General features: G+C 48.9%; 23 protein-coding genes and 1 riboswitch. Of the genes, 10 read left to right on the top strand and 13 right to left on the bottom strand.

Annotated features, from left to right (window positions below; genetic code table 11):
- Positions 1–27: 27 nt before the first annotated feature.
- Positions 28–765 (bottom strand): hypothetical protein, encoded by a 738-nt coding sequence (locus tag ACXACM_RS01700; RefSeq protein ID WP_474819354.1) that lies wholly within the window; start codon positions 763–765, stop codon positions 28–30.
- Between the two features lie 291 nt (positions 766–1,056).
- On the opposite strand from ACXACM_RS01700, the gene ACXACM_RS01695 reads away from it, so the two are divergent.
- The gene (locus tag ACXACM_RS01695; protein ID WP_474819352.1) at positions 1,057–1,965 is read left to right on the top strand and encodes a hypothetical protein; all 909 of its coding nucleotides are present in this window, start codon (positions 1,057–1,059) and stop codon (positions 1,963–1,965) included.
- Positions 1,966–1,982: 17 nt separating this feature from the next.
- Here ACXACM_RS01695 and ACXACM_RS01690 read toward each other — a convergent pair whose 3' ends face one another.
- Entirely contained in the window at positions 1,983–4,112 is a 2,130-nt protein-coding gene (locus ACXACM_RS01690) for a winged helix-turn-helix domain-containing protein (protein ID WP_474819350.1), read from the bottom strand.
- Positions 4,113–4,259: 147 nt separating this feature from the next.
- Here ACXACM_RS01690 and ACXACM_RS01685 point away from each other — a divergent pair, with 147 nt between their 5' ends.
- The gene (locus ACXACM_RS01685; RefSeq protein WP_474819349.1) at positions 4,260–6,089 is read left to right on the top strand and encodes a serine hydrolase domain-containing protein; all 1,830 of its coding nucleotides are present in this window, start codon (positions 4,260–4,262) and stop codon (positions 6,087–6,089) included.
- A gap of 32 nt (positions 6,090–6,121) precedes the next feature.
- On the opposite strand, the gene thiH is transcribed toward ACXACM_RS01685, so the two are convergent.
- The 11 genes from thiH to ACXACM_RS01630 form a co-directional block, all read right to left on the bottom strand.
- Positions 6,122–7,234 (bottom strand): 2-iminoacetate synthase ThiH, encoded by a 1,113-nt coding sequence (gene thiH / locus ACXACM_RS01680; RefSeq protein WP_474819348.1) that lies wholly within the window; start codon positions 7,232–7,234, stop codon positions 6,122–6,124.
- Positions 7,231–8,004: a thiazole synthase gene (locus tag ACXACM_RS01675; RefSeq protein WP_474819346.1), complete on the bottom strand. Its 774-nt coding sequence runs from the start codon at positions 8,002–8,004 to the stop codon at positions 7,231–7,233. Before ACXACM_RS01675 ends, thiH begins: the two co-directional genes overlap by 4 nt.
- 3 nt (positions 8,005–8,007) lie before the next feature.
- Positions 8,008–8,208: a sulfur carrier protein ThiS gene (gene thiS, locus ACXACM_RS01670; protein ID WP_474819345.1), complete on the bottom strand. Its 201-nt coding sequence runs from the start codon at positions 8,206–8,208 to the stop codon at positions 8,008–8,010.
- A 1-nt stretch (position 8,209) separates the two neighbouring features.
- On the bottom strand, positions 8,210–8,950 hold the full coding sequence (locus ACXACM_RS01665; RefSeq protein WP_474819343.1) for a HesA/MoeB/ThiF family protein: 741 nt from the start codon (positions 8,948–8,950) through the stop codon (positions 8,210–8,212).
- Positions 8,940–10,502 carry a thiamine phosphate synthase gene (gene thiE, locus ACXACM_RS01660; protein WP_474819342.1) on the bottom strand — a complete coding sequence of 521 codons (1,563 nt, stop codon included), beginning with the start codon at positions 10,500–10,502 and terminating at the stop codon, positions 8,940–8,942. The genes ACXACM_RS01665 and thiE overlap by 11 nt, the downstream gene beginning before the upstream one ends.
- Before the next feature lie 3 nt (positions 10,503–10,505).
- On the bottom strand, positions 10,506–12,377 hold the full coding sequence (thiC, locus tag ACXACM_RS01655; RefSeq protein ID WP_474819340.1) for a phosphomethylpyrimidine synthase ThiC: 1,872 nt from the start codon (positions 12,375–12,377) through the stop codon (positions 10,506–10,508).
- 118 nt (positions 12,378–12,495) lie between these two features.
- Positions 12,496–12,610, bottom strand: a riboswitch (TPP riboswitch).
- A gap of 47 nt (positions 12,611–12,657) precedes the next feature.
- Complete coding sequence (locus tag ACXACM_RS01650) at positions 12,658–13,827, bottom strand: heme biosynthesis HemY N-terminal domain-containing protein (protein WP_474819339.1); 1,170 nt, start codon at positions 13,825–13,827, stop codon at positions 12,658–12,660.
- Entirely contained in the window at positions 13,824–14,993 is a 1,170-nt protein-coding gene (locus ACXACM_RS01645; protein WP_474819338.1) for a uroporphyrinogen-III C-methyltransferase, read from the bottom strand. Before ACXACM_RS01645 ends, ACXACM_RS01650 begins: the two co-directional genes overlap by 4 nt.
- A 3-nt stretch (positions 14,994–14,996) precedes the next feature.
- Positions 14,997–15,707: a uroporphyrinogen-III synthase gene (locus tag ACXACM_RS01640; RefSeq protein ID WP_474819336.1), complete on the bottom strand. Its 711-nt coding sequence runs from the start codon at positions 15,705–15,707 to the stop codon at positions 14,997–14,999.
- A gap of 1 nt (position 15,708) precedes the next feature.
- The gene (hemC, locus tag ACXACM_RS01635; protein ID WP_474819334.1) at positions 15,709–16,650 is read right to left on the bottom strand and encodes a hydroxymethylbilane synthase; all 942 of its coding nucleotides are present in this window, start codon (positions 16,648–16,650) and stop codon (positions 15,709–15,711) included.
- Between the two features lie 104 nt (positions 16,651–16,754).
- Positions 16,755–17,426 carry an alpha/beta hydrolase gene (locus tag ACXACM_RS01630; RefSeq protein WP_474819333.1) on the bottom strand — a complete coding sequence of 224 codons (672 nt, stop codon included), beginning with the start codon at positions 17,424–17,426 and terminating at the stop codon, positions 16,755–16,757.
- Between the two features lie 125 nt (positions 17,427–17,551).
- On the opposite strand from ACXACM_RS01630, the gene gmk reads away from it, so the two are divergent.
- The 8 genes from gmk to ACXACM_RS01590 all read left to right on the top strand — a co-directional run bounded on the left by gmk (position 17,552) and on the right by ACXACM_RS01590 (position 25,486).
- Positions 17,552–18,193 carry a guanylate kinase gene (gene gmk, locus ACXACM_RS01625; RefSeq protein ID WP_474819332.1) on the top strand — a complete coding sequence of 214 codons (642 nt, stop codon included), beginning with the start codon at positions 17,552–17,554 and terminating at the stop codon, positions 18,191–18,193.
- A 119-nt stretch (positions 18,194–18,312) separates the two neighbouring features.
- A complete protein-coding gene (gene rpoZ, locus ACXACM_RS01620; protein WP_474819331.1) occupies positions 18,313–18,585 on the top strand; it encodes a DNA-directed RNA polymerase subunit omega in 273 nt (90 codons plus the stop codon).
- Positions 18,586–18,724: 139 nt separating this feature from the next.
- Positions 18,725–20,839, top strand: coding sequence for a bifunctional GTP diphosphokinase/guanosine-3',5'-bis pyrophosphate 3'-pyrophosphohydrolase (gene spoT, locus ACXACM_RS01615; RefSeq protein WP_474819330.1), 2,115 nt, complete (start codon positions 18,725–18,727; stop codon positions 20,837–20,839).
- An 18-nt stretch (positions 20,840–20,857) separates the two neighbouring features.
- A complete protein-coding gene (locus ACXACM_RS01610; protein WP_474819329.1) occupies positions 20,858–21,244 on the top strand; it encodes a RidA family protein in 387 nt (128 codons plus the stop codon).
- A gap of 209 nt (positions 21,245–21,453) precedes the next feature.
- A complete protein-coding gene (locus ACXACM_RS01605) occupies positions 21,454–22,065 on the top strand; it encodes a peroxiredoxin-like family protein (protein ID WP_474819327.1) in 612 nt (203 codons plus the stop codon).
- Positions 22,066–22,176: 111 nt separating this feature from the next.
- Complete coding sequence (recG, locus tag ACXACM_RS01600) at positions 22,177–24,249, top strand: ATP-dependent DNA helicase RecG (protein WP_474824185.1); 2,073 nt, start codon at positions 22,177–22,179, stop codon at positions 24,247–24,249.
- Positions 24,236–25,003, top strand: coding sequence for a class I SAM-dependent methyltransferase (locus ACXACM_RS01595; RefSeq protein ID WP_474819326.1), 768 nt, complete (start codon positions 24,236–24,238; stop codon positions 25,001–25,003). Before recG ends, ACXACM_RS01595 begins: the two co-directional genes overlap by 14 nt.
- Before the next feature lie 9 nt (positions 25,004–25,012).
- On the top strand, positions 25,013–25,486 hold the full coding sequence (locus ACXACM_RS01590) for a redoxin family protein (RefSeq protein ID WP_474819325.1): 474 nt from the start codon (positions 25,013–25,015) through the stop codon (positions 25,484–25,486).
- Positions 25,487–25,754: the final 268 nt, after the last annotated feature.

The following is a 25,754-nucleotide window of genomic DNA, read 5'->3' as shown; positions in this document are numbered from 1 at the left end:
TCCTTGTTCGTTTTTTTAGTTGGCCATCTACTCTTTTTTCTTCTCATAACGCATAGCTACAGCATCTTTCAAACCCACCACGTTTTTCAGCGTGTTAAACCAAAATGGTGCACCTAAACTGATGAGAATTGTGCTGATCAGCAGGCCGGCCCAGTGTTCCAGGTAAAAATCTAGTGTTAGCCCATTTGGAAAGGCTTCCAACCCGCTAGGAATGCTTGCGTCATCGCTACTTGATTTGTCAGTGTCTATGTCTGTAAGAACTTCTGCGGACGCACTAATTTCCTGAGGTTCTCCGTTTGGCTTATTCTGTATCTCGTTAAATATGTTGATTGCATCAAGTTGTAAGATAAAGACGAACGCGGCAGCTATTAAAAAGGCGCTGATGTCTGAATAGGTTTTAAAAAGTCCTCTGGTTTCGTCTTCAACTAACGTAAACCAGCTTTCAACTTTTTCTTTGTCTAGCGTGCTGCCTGGTGCTTGTTTGTAGGTATCGTACAATTCGTCAAAAGACGTGTACGCATTTCTGGTTCGCGCAATACCCTTTCCGATAGCGGTATCAATTGACGATTGAATCTCTTTTTGAATCTCCTTTTCTTTCGAGGTTTCCTGCGCAATATGTTCGGCAAGCTTTTTCATGCCGTTTTTCATGATCCAGTACTTTATAAAATCACCAGAGTTCAGTGCTTTTAAGGTGGTGGTGACAAGCAAACTCATCATCAACATAAGTGAGATGAAGGCAATTAACGTTTCGAGTAGGTTAATCATGGCACTGTGCCTCTTGTTATTCTTGAGAGCACTAATGCTAAATGCGGGGTAGCGTCAATGCTGTCTCTTTCATCCTTGAATTTCCACGTGACAGCCATTACGCGTGAGTGATTAAAAAATAGTCTCTTTCATTTGTGTTTGCAACAGGAAATTAACAATATGTCTGTTGCGTATACTTTTGCGTACTTTTCGCGATAGCAACGTTTGTGTTCATGAACTTACGTTAATAATCCACAACACTCGCTTCGCTGTATAAAAGATACACATGCATTACAGTTATAGAGAATCAAGATGGGGTTTCCTCTCACCGGTTCATTGAATAAATTGCCAAATAAATATGTATTGTTGGCACTGGCATTGATTTGTGGCGGGTGTGCGAAAACGTCGCCCCAGTTTGAACAGGCTTTACAACAACTGCCTGACAACCGCACGGCTGACGACATCTTTGCACTCACACTGTCAAAACACGGCGGCGACAGGCTTAGTGATTTAAACGATTTAAACGTAGCAATAGATGGCGAGTGGCACTTTCTGGTTACACAAATTCAGCCGTTAATTGCAGATGCCGACTATCGGCAGCAATCGGAAGAAAGATTGTTGTTAGGCGAGCAGTTGTATTTTGCAAACTATCAGGGCGAGGGCGGAAACAAGCAGGTTTATCGAGCGCCAAAAGTGGTAAAAGTGGCGTATAACGGCGAGATCACCAACGACGAACAGAAAAATGCGGCAGCTGCACTTACCGCTGACGCGTTTTACCTGTTTACCCTTGGGCCATTAGCGTTACATGACCGGGTACATAACTGGAAAAGGTTGCCGGATGTCACTGAAGACGGCACTGCGTATTATCGCATCAACGCCCAGTTAAGCCCGGGTTTTGGTTTGTCAGAACGGGACTATGTGACGTTATGGATAAACAAACAATCGACGTTAACCTATCGGGTACACATCACCCTGGATGGTTTCGATGCCACAAAAGGTGCACATGCCGATACCACTTATCTTAAATACACAGAAATAGATGGCTTTACCTTCCCTACACACTTCTTCGAGCGTGTACGTGGGCCTATTAGCATTGATGCCCACGAGTGGTGGTATACAGGCATTGATATTAACCGTGGTTTGACGTTACAGGATTTATCTATCAATGGGTTATCACCACTGGCAAAGCAACCAGCGAATGTTGAAGGCGGAGCTGATTAATTAAGAACTTACGTTCTTCACCAGCTCAGCTTTATAATATCGCTTTGGGCACTGAGTGATTCTACCAACATCACTTTTTCCTCGGTGGAGGAAATATCGAAGTGAAGACGGAAGCGATTGTCACCCACAGACCAGCATTGCTCCTGCGAGTCTTCTTCGTTCACCGGCTTCAATAACAGTTTGCACAGGAAAGCCTCGGGGATCTGGTACTTAGTGTGATAAAGCGCATCATGGGTAAGGTACCAGCGGTTAGGAGAAGCGGAGGTTACCTTGCCTATATTTGACTCTTGTTGCCACTCTCCGTTGTTATTCGTTAGCGTAACCACCTGTAAATCTGCCGTAACACCCATGGCCAGAGACGGCGACTGGGGTACTGGCGCGAAAGCCAAAAGGTTAGTGGCCACAGGTGTTATCTGCTTACTGGCAACATCAAACGCCACAATATCCGGCTGATTGGCGGTAAGTCTCGACACGTAAAGTTGCTCGCCGTTCTGATGCCAAACCGGGTTCTCATGCCTTTCCAGCGCGCTGGTTAGAAACGATACGGGCAGTGGTTCCTCGTTACTCAGGCTACTAATAAACAAGCGGCCGTTTGCCGAGCCTGCCACCAGGCTACCGTCTGGTGATACCACCACGGTGTTCAACCGTAACTGGCTGTCGAGTGTGGCAATAGTTCGCTCGCTGTTCTGCTGAGTTAATTGCTGAAAAAGCAGTTGTTTGCCCTGTAGGGAAACAAAAAATACGCCTTTGTCTTGCGGTAAATATTGAGGGTAATTCTGCGCGTTGTTAAGTCTGATAAGCCTGCCGCTGCCTATTAGCGGCAAACTTGCTGCGTCAGACTCTGTATTGTGAAGAGCGGAAAGTGGCGTTTCCTGAAGATCGAGGAAGTTACCGTTATGTTGGCGCATGATGTAACAGGTTTCTCCGCAAGAAGCGAAAAAATCCAAACTGTTCTCAGGCAGGTGTGGTGTGCTACTGGTTGCGCCATCAAGCACGCTATATCTCAAATGGTCGCCGTAAAAACTGCTCATGGCGACAGTGTTTCCAGAAGGTGTCCATACTAACCGGCTGGGCACAAAAGGCAGGGTAAGATTAGCCACTAAGTTGCCGTTATTCATTGAAGTGATGAGTAACGAGGCTTCTCTGGCGACTTCTTCGCGCAAAATGGCAAGTTTGCTTCCGTCTGGTGAAAGCGCGGCCGCGTAATCGCCACGGCCTGCCACATTGGGGTTGGTCAGGGCCGTTATTGTTGTTGAGGTAAGATCAAATTCGTAAATCCGGTGCTGCTTTCCAGGCTGCATTTCTTCGGCTAACAGGAGGCCATTGTCATTGATTGTCCAGCCAATGACATACTTTTTGTCTAGCAAGGGGCTTGTGATGGCATCGAGTTGTGTGACGTTCTGCATGTTATCGATATGGGCGATATACCAGTTTTCACGATGTTCATGCAGGCGCATAAACACCAGCTTTTTTCCATCGTGTGACCAATAGCTGTCATGGTAATTGGCATTGTCCCAACTCAACCGGGTTATTACATTACTATTCAGCGATTTAAGGTAAAGTTGTTGCGGGCTGCCACGAGAATCCCGGTGTATTACCGCAAGCACATTGCTGCTGGCATTGTAATCAGCGTCAACCTCAGAGCCAGTCATGTTGGTGAGGCGGGTAATAGTCACACCGTCGGGGTTGGCTTTGTTTGGGTTGGGGGTGGAAAAGCCATACCAGCCCGCGAGGGCAAGCACTGCAAGGGCTGCAAAGCAAACTAACCAAAGAGTAGTTGTTTTGATTTTCTGCGTTTTTACGACAGGTTCTTGTATTACATCAACCCTGGCTAGCCACTTAAAACCCTGTTTGGGAATCGTTTTAATAAAACGGGGTGCACGGGCATCATCCTGAAGTACATCTCTGAGCTTTTTAATGGCTGCGCGTAATGCGTCATCTGATACAGGGCGACCCGCCCATACTTCTGATTCTATTACTGGCTTTGACAAGATAACGCCGGGATGCTGAATGAAAAGCCATAGTAATGCGTACAACTGAGGCTCTATAGCCACAGATTCATCGCCTTTGATTAGCCGTTCTGAAGCTGTATTCAGCTGAAAATCGCCGAAGGCATAAATAGTCGTCTCTTCTGGTTTTTTTGACATAAATCAGCTGCTTATCAGTGTGACTTTTTGTGAACATCCCATCTTATCGCATAATAACAAGACATCACAAAAGTTTCCTACCAGACGTCAATACCTTGGGTAAGGATGCTATCTCTCAAAGCACATAATGTAACCAGGAGCATAGCATTGTCTACACTATTAAGATTAACAGGCGTAATTTTCCTCTTACTATTTTGCTGCTACGGCATAGCCGAAGAGCATCAAATGGATGGGGTAGGGGCGCTTGATGAAAAAATACAAAAGCTGGTACAACAGCACAGGTTGTCGTCAGTAAGTTATGGGATAGTAGATAAAAACGGGGCCACTCACATTGCGACATTTGGTGTGGCTGATCTACAGAGCAATAATGCAGTAACGCCAGACACTGCTTACCGGGTAGCGTCAGTCAGCAAGATGATTGTGGGCATTGCCATTATGCAGCTGGTGGAGTCAGGCCAGTTAAACCTCGATGATACATTGGCGAGCCATGTTCCCGATGTACCTTTTAAAAACCCTTGGCGAGACACCGCCCCGTTAAAAGTACTACATTTGGTTGAAAATACCACGGGGTGGCGTGACATTTCGTTAAAAGCGTTTGCCTACAATAATGAACCCCGTCTTAGTCTTGTAGATGCACTGGCAGTTGATGCTGACAGCCGCACATCCCGCTGGCCGCCAGGGTCGAGACATGCATATACCAACTCAGCTGCCGTGGTGGCTGCCCTTATTGTTGAACGGATTACCGGTATGCCATTTGCTGTTTATGCTCAGCAATATATTTTTGCGCCTCTTAGCATCAATAGTGCTAGCTACAGTAATAACCCTGCGAACCTGGCCACAGGCTACGCAAAGGGAAGCGCTGTTGATTATAAACCCGTACTCATGACTTACGCCGGCGGGTTAAGTATGAGTATTAGTGATGCGGTAACATTGCTATCGGCATTGGCGAACCGCAACGAAGCGCTATTGTCGCCCTCAGGCTATGAACGGATGGAACATTCTCACGGTACCAATGCAAGCGTATTTCCGGCTGGTTACGGCGTTTATAACTATGCCCGGTACTACAACGGCTGGCGCTTTCGAGGCCACGACGGTGCATTGCCAGGTTGGTTATCTGAGTTTTCCTATTCCCCCGACTTTAACACCGGCTTTGTTGTTCTACAGAGTACCGAAAATGGCCCGGGGTTTCGGGCTGTGGTGAAAGCGATAAGCGACCATCTCACCGCAAAGTTTCCTAAGCCTGAGCTTGAAAAAACCGATGAGCACGCCAACAAGGCCCTTCACGGCTACTACCGTTATCAAAACCCCAGAAATCCAACTATAGCCTTTCTGGAACGCATTGCTTCATCAAACAAACTGGTGGTCAATGAGAACCAAGCTTTATTTTCCAGTGTATTCCCTTCAGGCTGGTATCGTGAGCTTTATTACGCTGGCAAGGGGAAGTGGAAAAACGATAAAAATGAGGTTGTTATGATTGAAGCGAACGATCCTGTACTAGGTAAGGTTATTCACTATGGAGACAGGGTTTTCAAAAAAGAATCAGCATTCTTAGCGTTGACCGACAAGTTTGTATTGGTGTGTTGGCTACTACTTTTTGTAGTACTGTCGTTGGTAACGCCGGTGTGGATATACAAGTTGTGGAAGAATCGTTATAAAAGCGAAGGTGCAGAACTGACCCGAAGGGCAACGCTAATTAGCCTTGCATCGGCCTGGAGCTTTTTACTTTTTCTTTTGTTAGGTTTGATGTCGCCAATAACCCGGTTAGGCAGCCTTGGCGTGGTATCTGTCGGGTTGTGGTTCACCAGCATTTTATTTGCACTTGGTACGGCGTATTCAGCCTACTTACTTATACGCAATAGAAAACTAGCTGTGAACCTGGTTTTACGCACCTTGTGCTGCGGCTTTACGCTACTTCAAATTGTCGTCGTACTGTACCTGTGTTGGCATGGCACTATTGGTATTGTGTCCTGGCATTAAAGAAGGCAAGACAAAACAAGGCACGACTGACACTAACCAAACCCCGGTAGCCAGTCGTGCCATACCGGGTCGAGATGTTGCCGTTGCATGGCTTGAATCACATCATCTACCGAGCGGGTGTCTTCTGTGGCAAATTGTTCTAAGGCTGTGGAGGGTACGCTGTACCCGCCGGGTTGTGTTTGCGATGCAGCAGAGATAGTGTTGATGGCGATAGGCACCACGTTGTCTCTGAAATTAGCGCTTTCCCGGGTAGATAGAGTAAGCTCCACTTCGGGTTGAAACAGCCGGTAGGCACAAATTAGTTGTACCAGCTGCTTATCGGTAATCGCATTCACTGGTGCTATGCCGCCGCCGGTGCAGGGACGAATGCGGGGAAACGCGACTGAAAACCGGCTTTGCCAGTAACGCTGTTGTAAAAGTTGAAGGTGTAAGGCGGTGAAAGCACTGTCGGTGCGCCAGTCAGACAACCCGAGCAGGGCTCCCAAACCTATTTTGTTCATGCTTGCTTGTCCTAAGCGTTCCGGGGTGTGCAGACGCCAATCGAAATCAGCTTTTTGGCCACGCAAATGGTAGTGGCCGTAGCGCATAGTATGGTAAGTTTCCTGATACACCAGCACGGTGTTTACGCCCCATTGTTTAAGTTGCTGATATTCGTTTTCACTAAGCGGTTGTACTTCCATGGCCACCGAACTGAAATGGGGCGTGATAACCGGTAGCACCTCTTCGAAGTACGCCATGCCTGCTTTGGTTTCGTGCTCGCCTGTTACGAGTAACACAGAATCAAAGCCCATGGCTTTTATAGCCTGTACTTCCCATGCAATTTCTTCGCGGTTCAAGCGCGTGCGCTTAATGCGATTACTCATGGTAAACCCACAGTAAGTACATTCGTTGGCGCACAGGTTAGAAAGATACAGCGGTACAAATAACGAAACAGTATTGCCAAACCGCTGGCGAGTCAGGCGTTGTGCTCGCTCGGCCATGGTGGCTACATAGGGCTCGGCAGCGGGCGAAATCAGCGCGAGAAAATCGTCCCAGGTCGGATTGGGGTTACCAAGCGCCGCAAGCACATCTGCTTTAGTTTTTCCGTATATCGATAAGGTGATATCGTCCCACTGATGCGCCATCAATGTGCTGGCAATAGTCATTGGAGTGAATCCAAAAATGTGGTGAACGGGCTTGTGGCCGCAGCTTCATGCTGGCGGCTTGCTGTACCCGCAAGATAGGCTTGTCTGCCACATTCTACGGCTTTGGCAAAAGCCACGGCCATATCGATGGGTTGGCGAGCGGTGGCAATGGCGGTGTTCACCAGTACGCCATCGACACCCATTTCCATGGCGGCGCAAGCGTCACTGGGGCTGCCAATGCCGGCATCGACAATAACCGGTACGGCCGCTTGTTCCACAATAATGCTGAGAAAATCACGGGTTTTAAGCCCAAGATTAGAGCCAATGGGCGCACCTAGTGGCATAACGGCAGCGCAGCCAACGTCTTCTAAACGCTTGCAGAGCACGGGGTCGGCGCTGCAATACGGCAGCACCTTGAAGCCGTCTTTCACCAGCGCTTCTGCTGCTTTTAGCGTTTCTATAGGGTCGGGCAATAAATAGCGTTGATCAGGATGGATTTCGAGTTTCAACCACGATGTGCCCAGCAATTCTCTGGCGAGGTTGGCGGCGTAAATGGCTTCTTCTGCATTGCCTGCACCGGAAGTGTTGGGCAATAAGGTTACGTTCATAGCTTGCAAGTATGCCAGGGTTGAGTCTTGCTTAGTGTCTTTAGTATTTAGTCGCTTTAGCGCCAGTGTCACAATTTGGCTTTCACTGGCTGTTATGGCGTCGCGCATTTGTTCGGGGGATGCAAACTTACCTGTGCCGGTAAGTAATCGTGAGGAAAATGGCGTATTGGCTAAATTTAGCATGGTTTATCCTCCCGCAACCAAAGTAAAAGCGGCGATGTTGTCGTTTTCCGATAAAGCAAAGTTTGTCCACTGGGAGCGTGGAACAATGGTTTGGTTTACCGCCACTGCCAGTTTTGTGGTGCCTGGGGTGAGTTCACTCACCAGTTTTTCCAGGCTGCATTCTTTCGGTACGGCAACCGGGTCGTCATTAAAAAATACTTGCATGTTAGTCTCCACACACAGGGCAAGCCGGATCTGGCGCCAGGGTATAGTGTTGTAAGCGAAAGCCTTTGGCATCGAAACGGATTAGTTGTCCCCAATCAATTGGTATCACGCCGGTAAGAAAATTTAGCGTTAACATGGCCTGTAGTTGTCCGGCCATGGCCACCACCGGGCTGTAAATACCTTGGTCGATACAGGTTTGTACATCGTTTACGCTGTCTTTCAAACACTGGTAGCAACCGGTTTTCAACCAGGGTTGAAGTGCTACCACCGAGGCGATGAATCCACTGGCCGCAGCGGTAATAAGTGGAATGTGGTGGGTGTACGCCAAGCGGTTAATAAAAAAACGGGCTGTTTGATTATCAGTGCAGTCGACCAGTATGTCTGTAGTTTGCAAGTGCTTACTTATGCAAGCTTTGTCGTTTACAAAGGGCACTGTTAGTACGTTGCAGTGCGGGTTAAGAGCATTAAGGCGTTGGGCGGCAGCATCCACTTTTGTTTTCCCCACTTCTTCAGAACCAAAAAGCCATTGCCGGGGCAGGTTGCTAATGTCCACATGATCGTCGTCAATGAGTACCAGTTTGCCAACGCCGGCGCTTGCCAATGCCATTGTTACCTGATTACCCAAACCACCTACGCCAAACACCATAACAGTTGCTTGCTTCAGTGCTTCCTGCGCTTGCTCGTCGAATGTATCGAGCAGTAAATGCCGGCTATACCGGCTGTATTCTTGTTTAGTCAGCATAATTCACCGTATCTGCACAAGGTGTGGTATTGCTGGTAAGTGCCGAAAAAGGCTGTTTAGGCAGACATTCGGGTTGTCTGGCTGAAGGCCGGGCGTGCTGGATTCGGTGCGTAAACTCGGCAACTACATCTGCAGGTGAGTGATGTTCGGTGATGGCAGTGACAACGGCCACACTATCTACATCGGCGGCCAGGACTGCATCAAGGTTGTGCAGTTTTATTCCTCCAATGGCGACGGTAGGTGTGTTGCCGCACAAAGCTGAGTATTGTGCCAAGCGAACCGGGCCTTGGGGTGACGACGGCATGTTTTTAGTTTGTGTAGGGTACACATGGCCTAGTGCAATGTAGGAGGGGCGCAGAGTAAGGCCACGACAAAGCTCAGCGTAACCGTGGGTAGATACGCCCAAACGCAATCCGGCGCTAGCAATTTTATGTAAGTTGGCGTGGTTTAAATCACTTTGCCCCAGGTGCACGCCAAATGCGCCGTGCTCGATAGCCAACTCCCAGTGGTCGTTAATAAATAGCTGGGTGTCATACTGTTCAGCCAGCTTCACTGCCCGTTTAATGGCCATACCGATATCGCTAATACTGTACTGGCTGGCTTTTAGCCTGAGCTGAATAATGCGTATCCCCATGGGCAGCAATCGGGCTAACCACTCCACACTGTCGACCACCGGGTATAATCCCGGTGATTTGTGGCGAAGCGGTGCGAATGCTGGCAACTTCGAAAAGTACGTGTAATCACGATAAACATAAGGGAAATACGCTCTGTCGGTAGGAACTGATACACAGGTGGTTGCACCTATGTTGTCGGTTACGGTTATCGCGTGATCAAAAGCATAAGCCATCACGGCTTCTGCCTGGCAAACCGCATCTTCTATGGCAAAGTCTTTTGCCATGGCGCTGGCAATTGCTGTGGCCAGCAAACAGCCTGAGCCCCGAAGGCTAAAGTTCGACTTGTACATATGACGGTAGTGCCACGTAGTTTCAGTGTGGTACAAGGTGTCGGAAACAGTATCGCACTGCTGATGACCGCCTTTAACCAGCACATAGTCACAGCCGTACGCCAACAAATTGTGGGCTGCGATAAGCTGCGCTTTGTCATCGTTTACCGGCAAACCGGTAATAGTGCCCAGCTCGTTGATATTGGGCGTAAGCACGGTGATAAAAGGTAGCAGTTCAGCGGCAGTGTCGGCAGTGAGAAAACCTAAAGCAACATTGGTAGATGTGGCCTGCACTGGGTCCCACACCACCGGAATGGCTGGGTAGGATTTAAGTTTTTCCACCAGTAAATAGACCTGCTCTGCATTGGCCAGTGCCCCAATTTTAATTACTGCCGGAATGCCACAGGTAAACGCTGCATCTAACTGACCGGCAAATACAGCACTATCAACCGGCACAACTGCGCTGGTGCCCGTATGGCTTTGCGACGACACCAACGTGGTTGCAACTGCTGCATGTAAACCAAAAGCCTGGGCTGCGCGGGTGTCCTGAATGAGTCCCGCGCCACCGCTACTGTCTATACCGCCTACCAAAAGAATAAAGGGTGACATAACTTACTTCCCGGCTTCAGCTGCATCGACGTACAGCTGGCTGCCCCCGGCAGAAAATTTCGCCGCCATATCGGCCATGCCTTTTTGGTGTTCAGCGGCGTGATCGCGCACTTCCTGTGAAATTTTCATTGAGCAAAACTTGGGCCCGCACATGCTGCAAAAGTGGGCGACTTTGTTGGCAGCCTGAGGCAGAGTTTCATCGTGATACGCTCGTGCAGTGTAAGGGTCTAGGGCCAGGTTAAACTGGTCTTCCCAACGAAATTCAAAGCGCGCTTTCGACATGGCGTTGTCTCGAATTTGCGCGCCAGGGTGCCCTTTGGCTAAATCGGCCGCGTGAGCCGCAATTTTGTAGGTGATAAGCCCCTGTTTAACATCGTCTTTGTCGGGCAAACCCAGATGTTCCTTGGGCGTGACATAACACAGCATGGCACAGCCGTACCAACCAATCATGGCAGCACCAATGCCTGACGTAAAATGGTCGTAACCCGGTGCGATGTCTGTGGTAAGTGGCCCGAGGGTATAGAAAGGCGCTTCGTGACAATGTTCAAGCTGCTCTTCCATGTTTTCTTTGATGAGGTGCATGGGCACATGTCCTGGGCCTTCTATCATTACCTGCACGTCATATTCCCAGGCTATTTTTGTCAGTTCACCCAAGGTACGAAGTTCGGCAAACTGGGCTTCATCGTTTGCGTCTGCTACAGAGCCGGGACGCAGGCCATCGCCTAGCGACAGGCTGACATCGTACGCCGCACAAATTTCGCAAATATCCCGGAAGTGTTGATATAAGAAACTTTCCTGATGGTGGTATAAACACCACTTCGCCATAATCGCGCCGCCGCGAGACACAATACCCGTGACACGATTTGCCGTCATGGGCACGAAGGGCAAGCGCACACCCGCGTGAATGGTGAAGTAATCGACTCCTTGTTCGGCTTGCTCGATGAGGGTGTCGCGGAACACCTGCCAATCGAGATCTTCGGCAATGCCGTTCACTTTCTCCAGGGCCTGATATATTGGCACGGTACCAATGGGAACAGGGCTGTTGCGCAGCAACCACTCCCGGGTTTCGTGAATGTTGCGTCCGGTAGACAAATCCATCACCGTGTCGGCACCCCAGCGGGTGGCCCACACCAGTTTTTCTACTTCCTCTTCAATGGACGACGTAACAGCAGAATTACCGATGTTAGCATTCACTTTCACCAAAAAGTTACGCCCAATAATCATTGGCTCGGCTTCAGGGTGATTAATATTGGCCGGAATAATGGCCCGGCCAGCCGCCACTTCCTGTCTGACGAATTCAGGCGTAATACTATCTGGGATGCGGGCGCCAAAGCTTTCTCCAGGGTGTTGTTGCGTTAAATGCGGCTCTGTAATGGCGGCTCTTCCCATGTTTTCTCGAATAGCGATGTATTCCATTTCCTGCGTGATAATGCCTTGCCGGGCATAGTGAAGCTGAGTCACCGTTTTACCCGCCAGCGCTTTGAGCATGTTTGGTTTGGCTTTGAATCGGATATTTTCTGTAGTGATGTCGGCATCGCGAGCCTGAGTGTATGCTGATTCTGATTGCGCCACAGGTTGAGTGTCTTGCCGCGCAGCAATCCATTTGTCGCGCACCAGTGGAATACCCTGGGTAACGTCTACGTCGATGTCAGGGTCGCCAAAAACACCGGCGGCATCGTATAGCGGAATAGGTGGGTTCGTTTCGGTATCACCGCTGCTCAAAGCCGTGGGGGTTTGTTTAATCAGTCGCATGGGTACGCGAATATCTGGCGTAGATCCGGTTTCGTAATGGCGGTAAGAGCCTGGAAACACCTGGCCCTTTAATGAAGCGATAAATTCCTGGGCCTGTTCGCGTTTTTGACGTCGTGTTGACATAGCATTAAATCCTTAATTTTAGGGAGTAAATGCTTGTCAGGAGTGAATACAAGGGGGCAGCAAAAACGGCGAGACGGATGTCTGCAACGTTCAGCAACAAAAAAAGTTGCTGATGTGGTGATGCTGCTATCTTGTTCCCTTCGCAGGTATTAGCCTGATCAGGTTCTACGGATCCCGCAATGCGGTCTCAGCTTGTTTTCAGTGTTGAAAACGAAGCACTCCGACAAGTTCTGTTAATTACTATAAGCCGGGGCGCTACCAAATAGCAACCCCCGAATTTTTACTCTGCTGCGAATCCGCGCTTGTAAAGTGAAAGGGCTTGGGCATCGTTATGACGACGTTCGCTAATTTCAGCCAGTGCCATGAGATCCCGCTGGTTTTCCTGTAATTTCACGGCTTTTAGCAGCACTTTCTCAGCAAGAATGTCTTCGCCAGCGTTAAATGCCAGATGTCCCAAGGTTGAATAAAGCACCGGATTCTCCCCATCTTGCTTGATCCATTTTTCCAATTGCGCAATGGCAGCTGCCGGGTTGGGCATACTGATTTGCGACATCAGCGGAAGCAAAATGGGATGAGGGCCTTTTTTCTGCCACTCAACCAAATTGGTTTCAGCTTCTTTGTGCATGCCTTGTTCCAGCAACTGCTGTGCGTAGGCAGCACGATAGGCTTCGTCATTGCGAAACTTGCGAGGAAGATCCTGCCAGTACTGACGCAACGCGTTTGCTCCTTGCTTGCTGGCTATTTCAGCAAATTTTCCTTTGGCAACCGTTTGTGCCCAGGTGATGTAATCGTCTTTTAATGGTTTACGCCACTGGGGTAGTTGTTCCTGTAGCGCCTGCCACTGGCCCAGTTCGCCCATTGCCTGTGCTTTTAAGCGAATAACCTGCGGATGCTTTGCGGCCGTGTCGTCAAGTTCGTTTAGTCTGTCCAAGGCCGCTTGCTGCTTGCCTTGGGCTAAATCGTTGCGAGCCAGCACGATGAATGCCGCCACTTTGGCGTTGTCGTATTCCGCAGCACGTTCCAGCAGCATGGTCACCCGTTCAGGTTCATTCAGTGCGTGTGCCACTTGTGCAGCGGCAAGGTAGTTCACGCCATCAAAATCGCCGTCGGTGGTTTCTTGCAGCGCTTTTTTTGCACCCTCTAAATCGCCCTCAGCCATAGCTTGATAGCCACGATAAAACTTGCGTAAGCGTTTGCGACGACTACGACCGCCGAACCAGGTTCGTGAACCCGATATGAGGCCAAGTGATCGGGAGATCAGGCGCCATAAAATCCAGCTACAGATAGCAAAAACTAATAAAGAAATGCACAGGCTGACAACGGTCATTTCTATGTTGACCGTGCCCATGGATATGAGCACATATCCCTTATCGCCAACAACCTGAGGCGCAATGAGCATTGCCGCCAGCAGGAAAACAATAAGCAGTATGAGTTTTATCAGACGCTTCATAATGCCTCCGCGCCATTTCCAAATGCGCCTTCTACGCGCTGTTCAAGTAAGCGTTGTAGTGGTGCCATGGCTTCAAGTGACGTCGGCAATGCCTCTTCCACGTTGCTTTCAAGTAACGTATTCAGTGCTGACACAGTGCCTTGCACTTTCGGCGCGTCTGCGTCAAATTTGCTATTCAACAGTGAAATTGCGTTGTTTAAAGAATGGGAAAACAACGCATTTTCACCGGCCATTGCCGCAGACTGAGCTTGCATAATTTGCAGTTTAAACTGCTCTTTATACAACCACTCTTCCTGTGATGTCATCATAGGTTCAACCGGGGCGTCGGTGCGATTCACTGAAATAAAATCATTGACGATGGAACGCCAGACCTTGGCTAAATTCGACTGCCAGTCGTCAACAGATTCAGACAATGCCTCTTTTTCAGCTTCGTCTCGTGGGCGAACAAAGGTGTTCAGAGGCAAGGTGTCGGCTTTGTTGAGCATACCGGATAAGGTTAGTGCGAGTTTTACCCGGTCTATGGTATTGGCCTGACGAAGGCTTTGGATATCTTCAGCAATGAAGCCGCGTATTGGGATCACTGAAGGGTCAGATAACTCTTTCAAACGGTCGTCGGCATTTTGTAGAAGCAAAATAGCGGTGTCGGTGTCTTTTTCTAACCAGACTTTGCGGCCGGCCATTCGCACCAGGTAATCAGCTTCTGCAATCAACCAGTCAGACGGTCTGCGGCCTTCCATATCATTCAGTTGGGAAAGCAGTTGCTCAGTTTGCAACTGCATAGACTCTGTTTTACTTGTAAGGCTATTAACCGTTTCAGCTAGTGCCTGTTTGCTTTTTTCCAGGGCAATAAGCTGTTGTTGAAGAGCGTTGTTGTCGGCCGTTAACGATGCCAGCGCAGCTTGTTGCTTGTTTTGTTCTGCTACTACGCCTGCTGTGGTATCACCCTTTTTCCAAATGTACCAGTAACCGGCTGCCGCCGTACCTGCGGCAATGAGTAAGGCAATAATTACCACAAACCACAACAGGCCGCGGGAACGGGGTTTGGCAGGTTTGTCCTTGCGCTGATTTTTATTGCTGACGGGGGCAGACGCAGCAGACTTGTCGGCGGCGGGTTTATCCTGCACAACCAGTTTCTGATCCGTTGGTTTAGTATCGTTGTCAGCCATGTATTACTCCCAATTGTCCTTTATCCACGCAATAAGCACGATGTCACTGGCATTATCGCACACGGCGATATTGCTTACTCCCTCTGCGTGCAGCTTTTCCGCAATTCGTTGGCTAACTGTCAGCCATGGGCGCGCGCAAAGAGTTTGTTTATCATAGTTGCGAAACAGTTGTTCAGCCATTTCTCCACTGGTCGCCACTATGCCTGTAATTGCAGGCCACTGCCAATCATCCGTTTGTATAGGGTGGGCAAGGGGCTTGCGAGAATAAAACAAATATTCTTCCACCTCGTGACCTCTTGCTCGCAAGGTGTTTGGCAAAGTGGTTCGACCACCTTCACCCTTAATAATAACGATTTGCTGACAATTTGCACCATTGAGTTGCGTTAATGTGAGCAAACCTTCAGAGTTTTGCTGTTCAGGTACAGTGACGCTGAGGCCTGCACTACGCAAAATATCTGCACTTGAAGTGCCTACGGCAAGCCATTGTGTTTCGGATCGAAAATAAACCTCATCGGTAATAGTTTTCGCGGCAAAGGTACTGGTGACAATGGTAATGTCTGGTGCTGAGCGAGAAAACCGCGCCTGACACAACTGCATTTGTTGCTGATTAAACGCAATTGTGACGGGCGCGACGCCGGTAACGTCAATACCCGCCTTTCTAAAGGCCGTAATACTGGCCTTTAGCTTTTGTTCGGGGCGGGTAAGAAGCAACATATTATTGTTTTAATGCCTCAAGGATCTCTCCGGCACCCTGGGCCAGTAGCGCATCTGCCACTTCTATGCCCAATTCCTGCGCCCGGCTTTGATGACCGGTAGCCGACGCATACAACAGGGTTGTGCCATCCACACTGCCTACCATACCGCTGAGGGTAAGCGTGGTGTCGTCCAGAGTGGCAAAACTGCCAATAGGCACCTGACAACCCCCTTCAAGACGTGCGTTCATGGCGCGCTCAGCAATGACCCGGCTTGCGGTGGTTTCGTCGTTCAGTGCTGCCAGCAATGCAATGAGCTCGTGATCATCATTGCGACATTCAATACCTACCGCGCCCTGTCCAACGGCAGGCAAGGATAATTCCGGAGGCATCTGCTGCACGATACGCTCCTGCATACCCAAGCGAATTAATCCGGCTGCAGCAAGAATAATGGCATCGTATTCGGCGTGGTCGAGCTTAGCCAGACGGGTGTTCACATTGCCTCTGAGGTCTTTTATCACAAGGTCAGGGCGATGTTTGCGGATCTGACACTGACGACGCAGGCTTGAGGTACCTACTACAGCGCCTTCGGGCAGCGCATCAAGGCTGTCAAACCGATTAGAAACAAAGGCGTCAAATGGATTTTCTCGGGGGCAAATAGCATGCAAACCAAAGCCTTCAGGAAACGCAACGGGTACGTCTTTCATACTGTGAACGGCAATATCAGCACGGCCTTCAAGCATGGCTACTTCCAGTTCCTTAATGAACAGACCTTTACCACCAATTTTCGCCAGCGGTGTGTCGAGAATTTTATCGCCCTGCGTGCTCATTGGAACAAGTTCTACAGTGAGGCGCGGATGCGCTTCTAGAAGTCGGGCTTTTACATATTCTGCCTGCCATAAGGCCAATGCACTTTTTCGGGTGGCGATGCGCACGACTGAACGTGCAGCGGCGTGTTGCGACATAATTTATCCTGCATCAGAATGATGAGCGGATTGTAACCAAAACTGGCCCACCTGTACCAGCGCGGGCAGTAACCTGGTCCAACAAATCCCTGTAATTTAAGTGCCTATAAAAGCACCGCTTGTAGCCAGGCACTAATGTCGTTGACTTCTTCCATGCACACACTGTGTTCCATGGGGTAGGTTGACCAAGTGGGCTGATAGCCATTTTCGGTTAACGTGTCGAAGGCCATTTTGCCCAATTGCACGGGTACGACATTGTCGTGAGTGCCATGTGCCATCATGATTGGCGTAGATTTATTGGCCGGGCTCGCTTCTTCAGCCAGTGAGCCCGGCGCGCTCATATAGGTGGAAAGGGCCATTACACCAGCGAGTTTCTCGCCAAAGCGAGTGGCCAGGTGAAGAGCAATAACACCGCCTTGAGAGAAGCCCGCCAGCACAACTTTGTCATATGCAAAACCAGCGGCGTGTTGTGCTTCAACCAATGCTTGTACCATATCGGCAGATTCCATCACGCCCTGGGCATCAGCGCGATGGTTAAAATCCATGGTTTTGATATCGTACCAGGCGCGCATGCGCATGCCGCCGTTAATAGTAACAGGGCGCTCTGGTGCGTGTGGAAACAGGAATTTTACCGGCAGCGAAGCGGGTAATTTAAGCTCTGGCACAATGGGCGCGAAACCGTGGCCGGAATCGCCAAGGCCGTGCATCCAGATCACGCATGCCACAGGGTTCTCACCGGTATTTTTCTCAACGAAAGGAAGTAGTGTTTCTGACATAAGGGGCAATCTGCTCTGGTTGTTCTCAAACGGGGTAATGGTGCATTTCGCAATGACGCATTTGTCAGGGCTATGCTACCATTGTCTTCTGAAATCACCACATCATGTCAATAAAAAGCAAGAATATGGCTTCCTTACTTGGTAATTTATTTATTTTGGCTGCACCGTCTGGTGCGGGTAAATCCAGCCTTATCAAAGCATTGCTGGAAAAATACGAAAATGAAACGGCAAACCCGATGCAAGTATCGGTGTCGCACACAACACGTGCGCCTCGACCTGGCGAGGTTGATGGCATTCATTACCATTTTGTGAGCCGTGAGCAGTTTGAATCACTCATCGAACAAGGGGTATTTTTTGAGTACGCTGAGGTATTTGGGAATTACTACGGTACGTCCCGGGTCACCATTGAGCAAACCTTACACCTTGGAACAGATGTCTTCTTAGACATCGACTGGCAGGGCGCGCGTCAGGTGAAAGCACTGATGCCGGATACCTGTGGAATTTTTATTTTACCGCCATCCACTGAAGTGTTGCGCCAGCGGCTCACGAGCCGGGGGCAAGACAGTGCTGAGGTTATTGATGGCCGCATGCGCGAAGCCGTATCTGAAATGTCTCATTACCAGGAATTTGATTACGTGTTGGTAAATGACGACTTTTCAACTGCGCTATCAGAGTTGGAAGCGATCGTCTGCGCGCAGCGCTTACGGCAGTTTAAGCAGCAAATTCGGCATCGGGATCTGTTAAACGATCTGGTTGGTAAGGCGTAGATCCGGGTTTTACCAGTGTTGCTGCAAAAGCGAACAAAACACTATGACTCTTGAGGCTTGTGATATATACTACGCGGCCATTTTTGAGTTTTTGCTTTACAGATTTTTCGGAGAGATACATGGCCCGCGTAACCGTAGAAGACGCCGTAGATAAAGTTGGTAACCGCTTTGACCTGGTTTTGGTTGCAGCACGTCGTGCTCGCCAGCTGGCTACCGGAGGCAGAGATGCACAAGTTGAAGTGCAGAACGACAAGCCTACAGTAACCGCATTACGTGAAATTGAAGAAGGTCTGGTTACTGCTGATACCCTCGATCAAGACAGCATGCGTGATCAGGAAAGACAAGATAGCGCTGACTTCTCATCAGTAGTAAATATTCTGTCTGATCAGTAAGACCGCAAGCGCTGTATCACGATATTGACTGACGCCAGCAGATCTTTCTTTAGATCGCTGGCGTTTTAGCATTGGCTTTCTTTACATTTCTCATTATTCTGTCCCTATAGGCATTTTTTCGCAGGAAACTAAGTAGCACGTGTATTTATTTGAGGGGCTAAAGCAAAAAATTTCAGAGTATCTATCACCTGAACGGGTTCAACTGGTTCAGGACAGTTTCGTTTTAGCTCACGAAGCCCATGATGGCCAGATGCGCTCCAGTGGCGACCCATACATTACGCACCCGGTTGCAGTGGCTGGGATCCTCGCAGACATGCACATGGATCACGAAACCCTCATGGCTGCCTTGCTACATGATGTTATTGAAGATACCCATTACAGTCAGGAAGATCTCGCTGCGGCCTTTGGCGAAACCGTTGCTGAGCTGGTGGAAGGTGTCAGCAAGCTGGACAAGATAGCATTTTCCAGCAAACAGGAAGCCCAGGCGGAAAACTTCCGCAAAATGATGATGGCCATGGTGCAAGACATTCGGGTAATCCTCATTAAGCTGGCAGACAGAACCCATAACATGCGCACCCTCGGTTCGTTGCGACCAGACAAACGCCGTCGTATTGCCCGGGAAACGCTGGAAATTTACGCGCCTATTGCCCACCGCTTGGGTATTCACGATATTAAAAACGAACTGGAAGATTTAGGCTTTCAGGCCATGTACCCTATGCGACACCGCGCCCTGAAATCGGCCGTGAAGCAAGCCAGGGGCAATCGCAAGGAAATTATCGAGAATATCCGTCAGGAACTGGCCACGCGAATTGGCGAGTACCGCATTGATGCTGCTGTAATCGGGCGGGAAAAGCACCTTTATTCCATTTACCGCAAAATGAAAAACAAAGAGCTCATGTTCAATGAGGTCATGGATATTTATGCTTTTCGCATTGTGGTAGACTCGCTGGATAATTGTTACCGTTCGTTGGGTGCGATGCACGGTTTGTACAAGCCCATTGAAACACGGTTTAAAGATTACATCGCCATTCCCCGCACCAACGGCTATCAGTCTTTACACACCTCGTTAGTAGGTCCTCACGGCATTCCCGTAGAAGTACAAATTCGTACCACCGCTATGGATCAAATGGCTGATAAAGGGGTAGCGGCTCATTGGCTTTACAAAGAACCAGGTGACAGCGATACCACTGCGCAACTGCGCGCGCGCAAGTGGATGCAATCACTGCTGGAGTTGCAACAAAGTGCGAGTTCCAGCTTTGAATTTATCGAATCGGTTAAAACTGACCTTTTCCCTGAAGAAATTTATGTATTCACGCCGGATGGCCGCATTATTGAGTTGCCTGTGGGCGCTACGGCAGTGGACTTCGCCTATGCGGTTCATTCTGATATCGGCAACACCTGTGTGGGTGTGCGTGTAGAACGCCGCAATTACAGCTTAAGTAAGCCTCTTGAGAACGGTCAGACGGTAGAAATCATTACCTCACCTAAAGCCAAGCCTAATGCCAACTGGCTGAATTTCGTGGTCAGTGCCAGAGCCCGCACCCGTATTCGTCAGTATTTGCGCAAACAGCATTCCCGCGAAGCTGTAAATATGGGCAACCGCTTACTGCGCCATGCATTAGGTACGGTTAAGCTCGATGATATCGCACCGGGGGATATCGACCGCGTAGTCGCTGAAACTAAGCACGATTCTTTTGATGACTTATTAACTGACATCGGATTGGGTAATGAACTCAGTGCTATTGTCGCCCGTCGCTTATTGGGTGAGTCGGCAGAAATAGCAGAGAAAAAAGGCGATATGCCGGTGGCCATTCGGGGAACTGAAGGCCTGTTGGTAAATTACTCGCGGTGTTGCCACCCCATTCCTGATGACGAAATTGTTGCTGTGTTGAGTCCGGGCCGGGGCATGACTATCCATCAGACTGGCTGTAACAATATTCGTAGATTGACCAAAGAGGAGCCTCAGCGTGTTTTACCGATGCAATGGGACGACTCGCCGCAAGGGGAATTTAAAGCGTCGCTGCGTATTGAACTGTACAACCATCAGGGTACACTGGCGAACTTAACGAATATGATTGCGAGTTGTGAGTCCAACATCATTGGGCTTCAGACAGAAGAGAAAGAGAGTAATATTTACTTTATCGACATTGAACTGACCACATATAACCGGGTGCATCTTGCACGGGTGATGAAAAAGATCAGAACCATGCCTGAAGTACAGCGGGTTTCTCGTCATAGCAAATCAAGACACTAATTCACAACAGGATCGAAAATGGCTAAATCAATTATTCAAACCGATAAAGCACCTCAGGCTATCGGTACATACAGCCAGGCAGTTAAAGCTGGCACCACTGTTTACCTTTCCGGGCAAATTCCTTTAGTACCTGAAACCATGGAAATGGTGTCAGACGATTTTGCTGAGCAAGCCACTCAGGTATTTGAGAATGTAAAAGCCGTGTGTGAAGCGGCCGGTGGTACAATGAATGACCTGGTAAAAGTGAATATTTTCCTGCCTGATTTGTCAAACTTTGCCACTGTGAATGAAATCATGGCGAAGTATTTCAACAAGCCTTACCCAGCACGTGCTGCCATTGGTGTTAAAGCATTGCCGAAAGATTCCCAAATAGAAATCGACGGTGTAATGGAATTACCAGAGTAAGTATTTACTCTCGCTATGGAGCTCTATTCAGAGCTTCATAGCATAACCTGTTAGTTTTCTAAGCACGCCTTTTCTATTCACGCTACTTCCACTCCTTCGTAATTCCCTTTTTAATAAACACGTTATTTTTATTTCATTAATGCGATAAGCTGAGAAAGTATTTTGGCTTTATGGCGGTCTGTGTAAATTCAATTATCAAGGAGAAAAGTATGCGTTATCTGGTTTTACTCGCTGTATTGTTCACGACCACTGTCTTTGCGAAAACCGGGCCTGCTCCGTCGGCAGAAGAAGTTCGCCCGTTACTTGAAGGCATGAAAGTTCCCGATGCTGTTGTATCTGACACCGAAGGTTCACCCTTTAGCCTGAAGGCCATGTTAATGCAAAAGCCATCTATCGTGCTGTTTTATCGCGGCGGCTGGTGTCCGTACTGCAACCGCCAGTTGGCAGGTATCAAAGACATCGAAAAGCAACTGACAGATTTAGGCTATCAGATTATTGCGGTTTCTCCGCAGTCACTTGATGAGCTCGCCTCCCAGGAGTTAAAAACTGAATTCGCTGCTACCTTGCTGTCTGATCACAAACTCAATGCCCTGAACGCATTTGGTATCAGTTATTACGTCGACGACAAAACAACCGAGCGTTATAAAGGCCACAACATTGCTCTGGCTATGGACGAAACAGGAAAGGCTGTCTTGCCTGCACCTGCGTTATTTATTGTGGATAAAACCGGTACTGTCCAGTTGAGTTATGTAAATCCAGACTACAGTGTTCGACCTTCCCCGGCACTTGTTTTAGCTGCGGCGAAAGCGCTTATACAATAAACGGGTTCTAAACAGAGCGGCGGTAGGTAGTTCCTGTACCGCTGGCCTCTCGCCAAGTGAGAGTGAATGGCTTACACTGTCGCTATTCACTCTTTTTTTGTTTTAATTATCATGCAGTCACTGGCTCAAACACCCATCACCACCCTTAAAGGCGTGGGCGCAAAGGTGGCTGAGAAGTTAGCGAAAATTGGTCTTCACACCATTCAGGACGTTTTGTTTCACCTGCCGTCCCGCTATGAAGATCGCACGCAAATTTATCCCATTGACACCTGCAAGCCCTTTACTCATGTGAGTATTCAGGGTGAAGTTAAAACGGCGGATATTCAGTACGGTAAAAAACGTATGCTGGTGGTGAAAGTGTCTGATGGCACGGGCACCATAAGTTTGCGTTTTTTTCATTTTGGCGCTGTGCAACGCACCATGCTGTCGCCGGGCAATCAGGTGAAGTGTTTTGGTGAAATTCGCACGGGAAAGTGGGGGCTCGAAATGATGCACCCGGAATTCTCCCTGGTTGACGAAAACGCCGAAGAAACCGAAGACACCCTGACACCGGTATATCCAACGACAGAGGGGGTGAAGCAACTCACATTGCGTTCCTTAACAGAACAGGCATTAGCCTTGCTGGGAAAAGGTGCACTTACCGACCTGCTACCAGAAGGTATGTACAATCAGCAAATTCCGCTAGCCGATGCCTTGCGGTTGGTACACAGGCCGCCGCCGAACGTCTCCCTGGTAAGTTTGGAAGAAGGTCAGCATCCGGCGCAAACCCGGCTTATTCTTGAAGAGTTGTTGGCCCACCATTTAAGTGTACTCAAGGTTCGTCAGCAAGCACAAGCCCAGCCGGGCATAGCCCTTGAAGTCAATAAAGCGCTCATTGACAAACTACTTGGTAACTTGCCGTTTTCGCCCACGGGTGCGCAAAACCGGGTAGTACAGGACATTCAAAAAGATATGGCCATGAACCGGCCGATGATGCGCTTAGTGCAGGGTGATGTTGGCTCTGGGAAAACCCTTGTAGCAGCACTGGCTGCGCTGTCTGCCATCGGGGCCGGCTATCAGGTAGCGCTGATGGCACCAACGGAATTATTGGCAGAACAACACGCAAATAACTTCCGCGACTGGTTATCGCCACTTGGTATTGAGGTTGGCTGGCTGGCCGGTAAGCTAAAAGGGAAAGCCAGAGAGGCTGTACTAACCCGGTTAGCCAGTGGCGATATTCAAATGTTGGTAGGCACCCATGCTATTTTTCAGGAGCAGGTGAGCTATCAACAGTTGGCGTTGGTAATAGTGGATGAACAACACCGCTTTGGTGTGCATCAACGCTTAGCGCTGCGGGAAAAGGGGGAACAACAAGGGCGTTTTCCCCATCAACTCATTATGACAGCAACGCCTATTCCCCGAACACTGGCCATGACCGCTTATGCCGATCTCGACACGTCTGTAATAGATGAACTTCCTCCCGGACGCTCGCCAGTTACCACCGTGGTGCTGCCGGATACCCGGCGTGGTGATGTTATTGCACGGGTGTATGATGCTTGTCACACTCAGGGGCGTCAGGCGTACTGGGTATGTACTTTGATTGATGAATCTGAAGTGTTGCAGTGTCAGGCCGCGGAAGATGCAGCGATAACCCTGCGTACGGCGTTACCTGATTTGCGTGTTGGCTTGGTTCACGGGCGCTTGAAGGCAAGTGAGAAACAGGCGGTGATGGATGCTTTTAAACAAGGCGAGTTGGACTTGCTTGTGGCGACTACAGTTATTGAAGTTGGTGTAGATGTACCTAACGCCAGTATTATGATTATAGAAAACCCGGAGCGGCTGGGTCTGGCTCAACTTCACCAGCTTAGAGGGCGTGTAGGTCGTGGTGCAGTGGAAAGTCAGTGTGTACTTATGTACTCGGGTCCATTGTCTAAAACAGCTACTCAGAGGCTGGCTGTGCTTCGGGAGTCAAATGATGGGTTTTACATAGCGCAAAAAGATTTGGAAATTCGCGGCCCCGGTGAACTTATGGGAACTAAGCAAACTGGTGTTGCGGAATTGCGTATTGCCGACTTAATGCGTGATGCGCCCCTAGTGCCCCAGGTACAACAAATCGCAGAGCGCTTATGGAACGATTACCCAAGCCACGCACAGGCCATTATTAATCGCTGGATTGGCTTTAAGGAGCAATATGGCAACGCCTGATATTCCCGTTTTCATCAACCCGGACTCAGACCAGCAAGGAAGTGAGCTACTCGTTACCGTTGCCGAAAAGTGGCAATTCCCGGTTGTAAGATCCACACCTACCGAACTTGCTATCGTTATTGAAAGTGGCAACGTGGCGGTGAAGGACTTCGCAGAACCCAAACAGCAAGGCGTGTATGTTGATTTTCTCTCGGGTAGCAGCCAGTATCGCCAACAACATGGAGGTGGTAAAAAAGAGCCTATCGCAAAAGCAGTTGGCTTAAAGGGCAGAGATAGTCTACAAATATTAGATGCCACCCCGGGCTTAGGTCGCGATGCCTTTGTACTGGTGGCTCTGGGCTGTGAGGTCACCTTGGTGGAACGTTCTGCTGTGGTGGCAGCATTGCTTGAAGATGGTATCAGGCGCCTTGCCGCCGCCTCACCCGTGCTGGCTGAAAGGCTGAAGCTAGTGCATGGAAATAGCATAGAGGAAATGAAAACGGGCGATATTTGCGCAGATGTGGTGTATCTTGACCCAATGTTTCCCCACAAGCGAAAATCTGCTTTGGTTAAAAAGGAAATGCGCTTGTTTCAGCATTTGTTAGGTACAGATGCTGATGCGGATGAACTGCTTGCGCCTGCCAGAGCCATAGCAAGTCAGCGTGTGGTAGTAAAGCGACCTGCTTATGCCGACCCATTAGCTTGTGTTGCGCCGTCAATGGCAATAACCAGTAAAAAAAATCGTTTTGATGTGTATATAACACCTAATCAGTAGGAGAACAGCATGATCAACGTTGGCAGCAATTTGCCTGAAGTCACATTCGGTTTGCTAAAAGAGGGCAAAACACTTAATCCACACACCAATGATGTATTTGGCGGCAAACGTGTTGTGGTGTTTGCTGTTCCTGGCGCATTTACGCCTACATGTTCAGCTGCACATTTACCCGGCTACGTGGCGCTAGCCGACAAGATAAAGGCGAAGGGCGTAGACGACATTGTCTGTCTTTCCGTGAATGACGCATTTGTCATGGATGCCTGGAAAAAAGCTTCAAATGCCGATGAAATTACCATGCTGGCAGATGGCAATGGTTTCTTCACAAAATCCATTGGTTTAGATATGAATACCGGTGATTTTGGTGGTGTGCGTAGCGTACGTTATTCCATGTTGGTAGAAGACGGCGTTGTAATGAAATTAAATGTTGAAGATCCCGGACGCTTTGAAGTTTCTGACGCAGAAACCATGTTAGCGAGCTTATAAACATAAAAATCAATTAAAACAATAGGTAGCGTTTCAGTTTTCTCAAGCTGGCGCTGCTTATTTTACCCACACTACCCAGTATTTAGTTAACCCGCTTCCCTCTGATACCTAATAGCCCAGTAATTACGGGTTATTAGTATAGATTTTAACTACCGCTTTTTATCTAATCTGCTATTCTTAGGGAATAGCGCAGTATACCTTTACGGTGAAGATTTTGTGGTACTTCACATTTACCATCGTTATTTACGTGCGTATATGGTCAGTCAGG

The organism is Alteromonas sp. AWQ4_252 (assembly GCF_056158205.1).
This window is presented reverse-complemented; position numbering and strand designations above follow the sequence as displayed.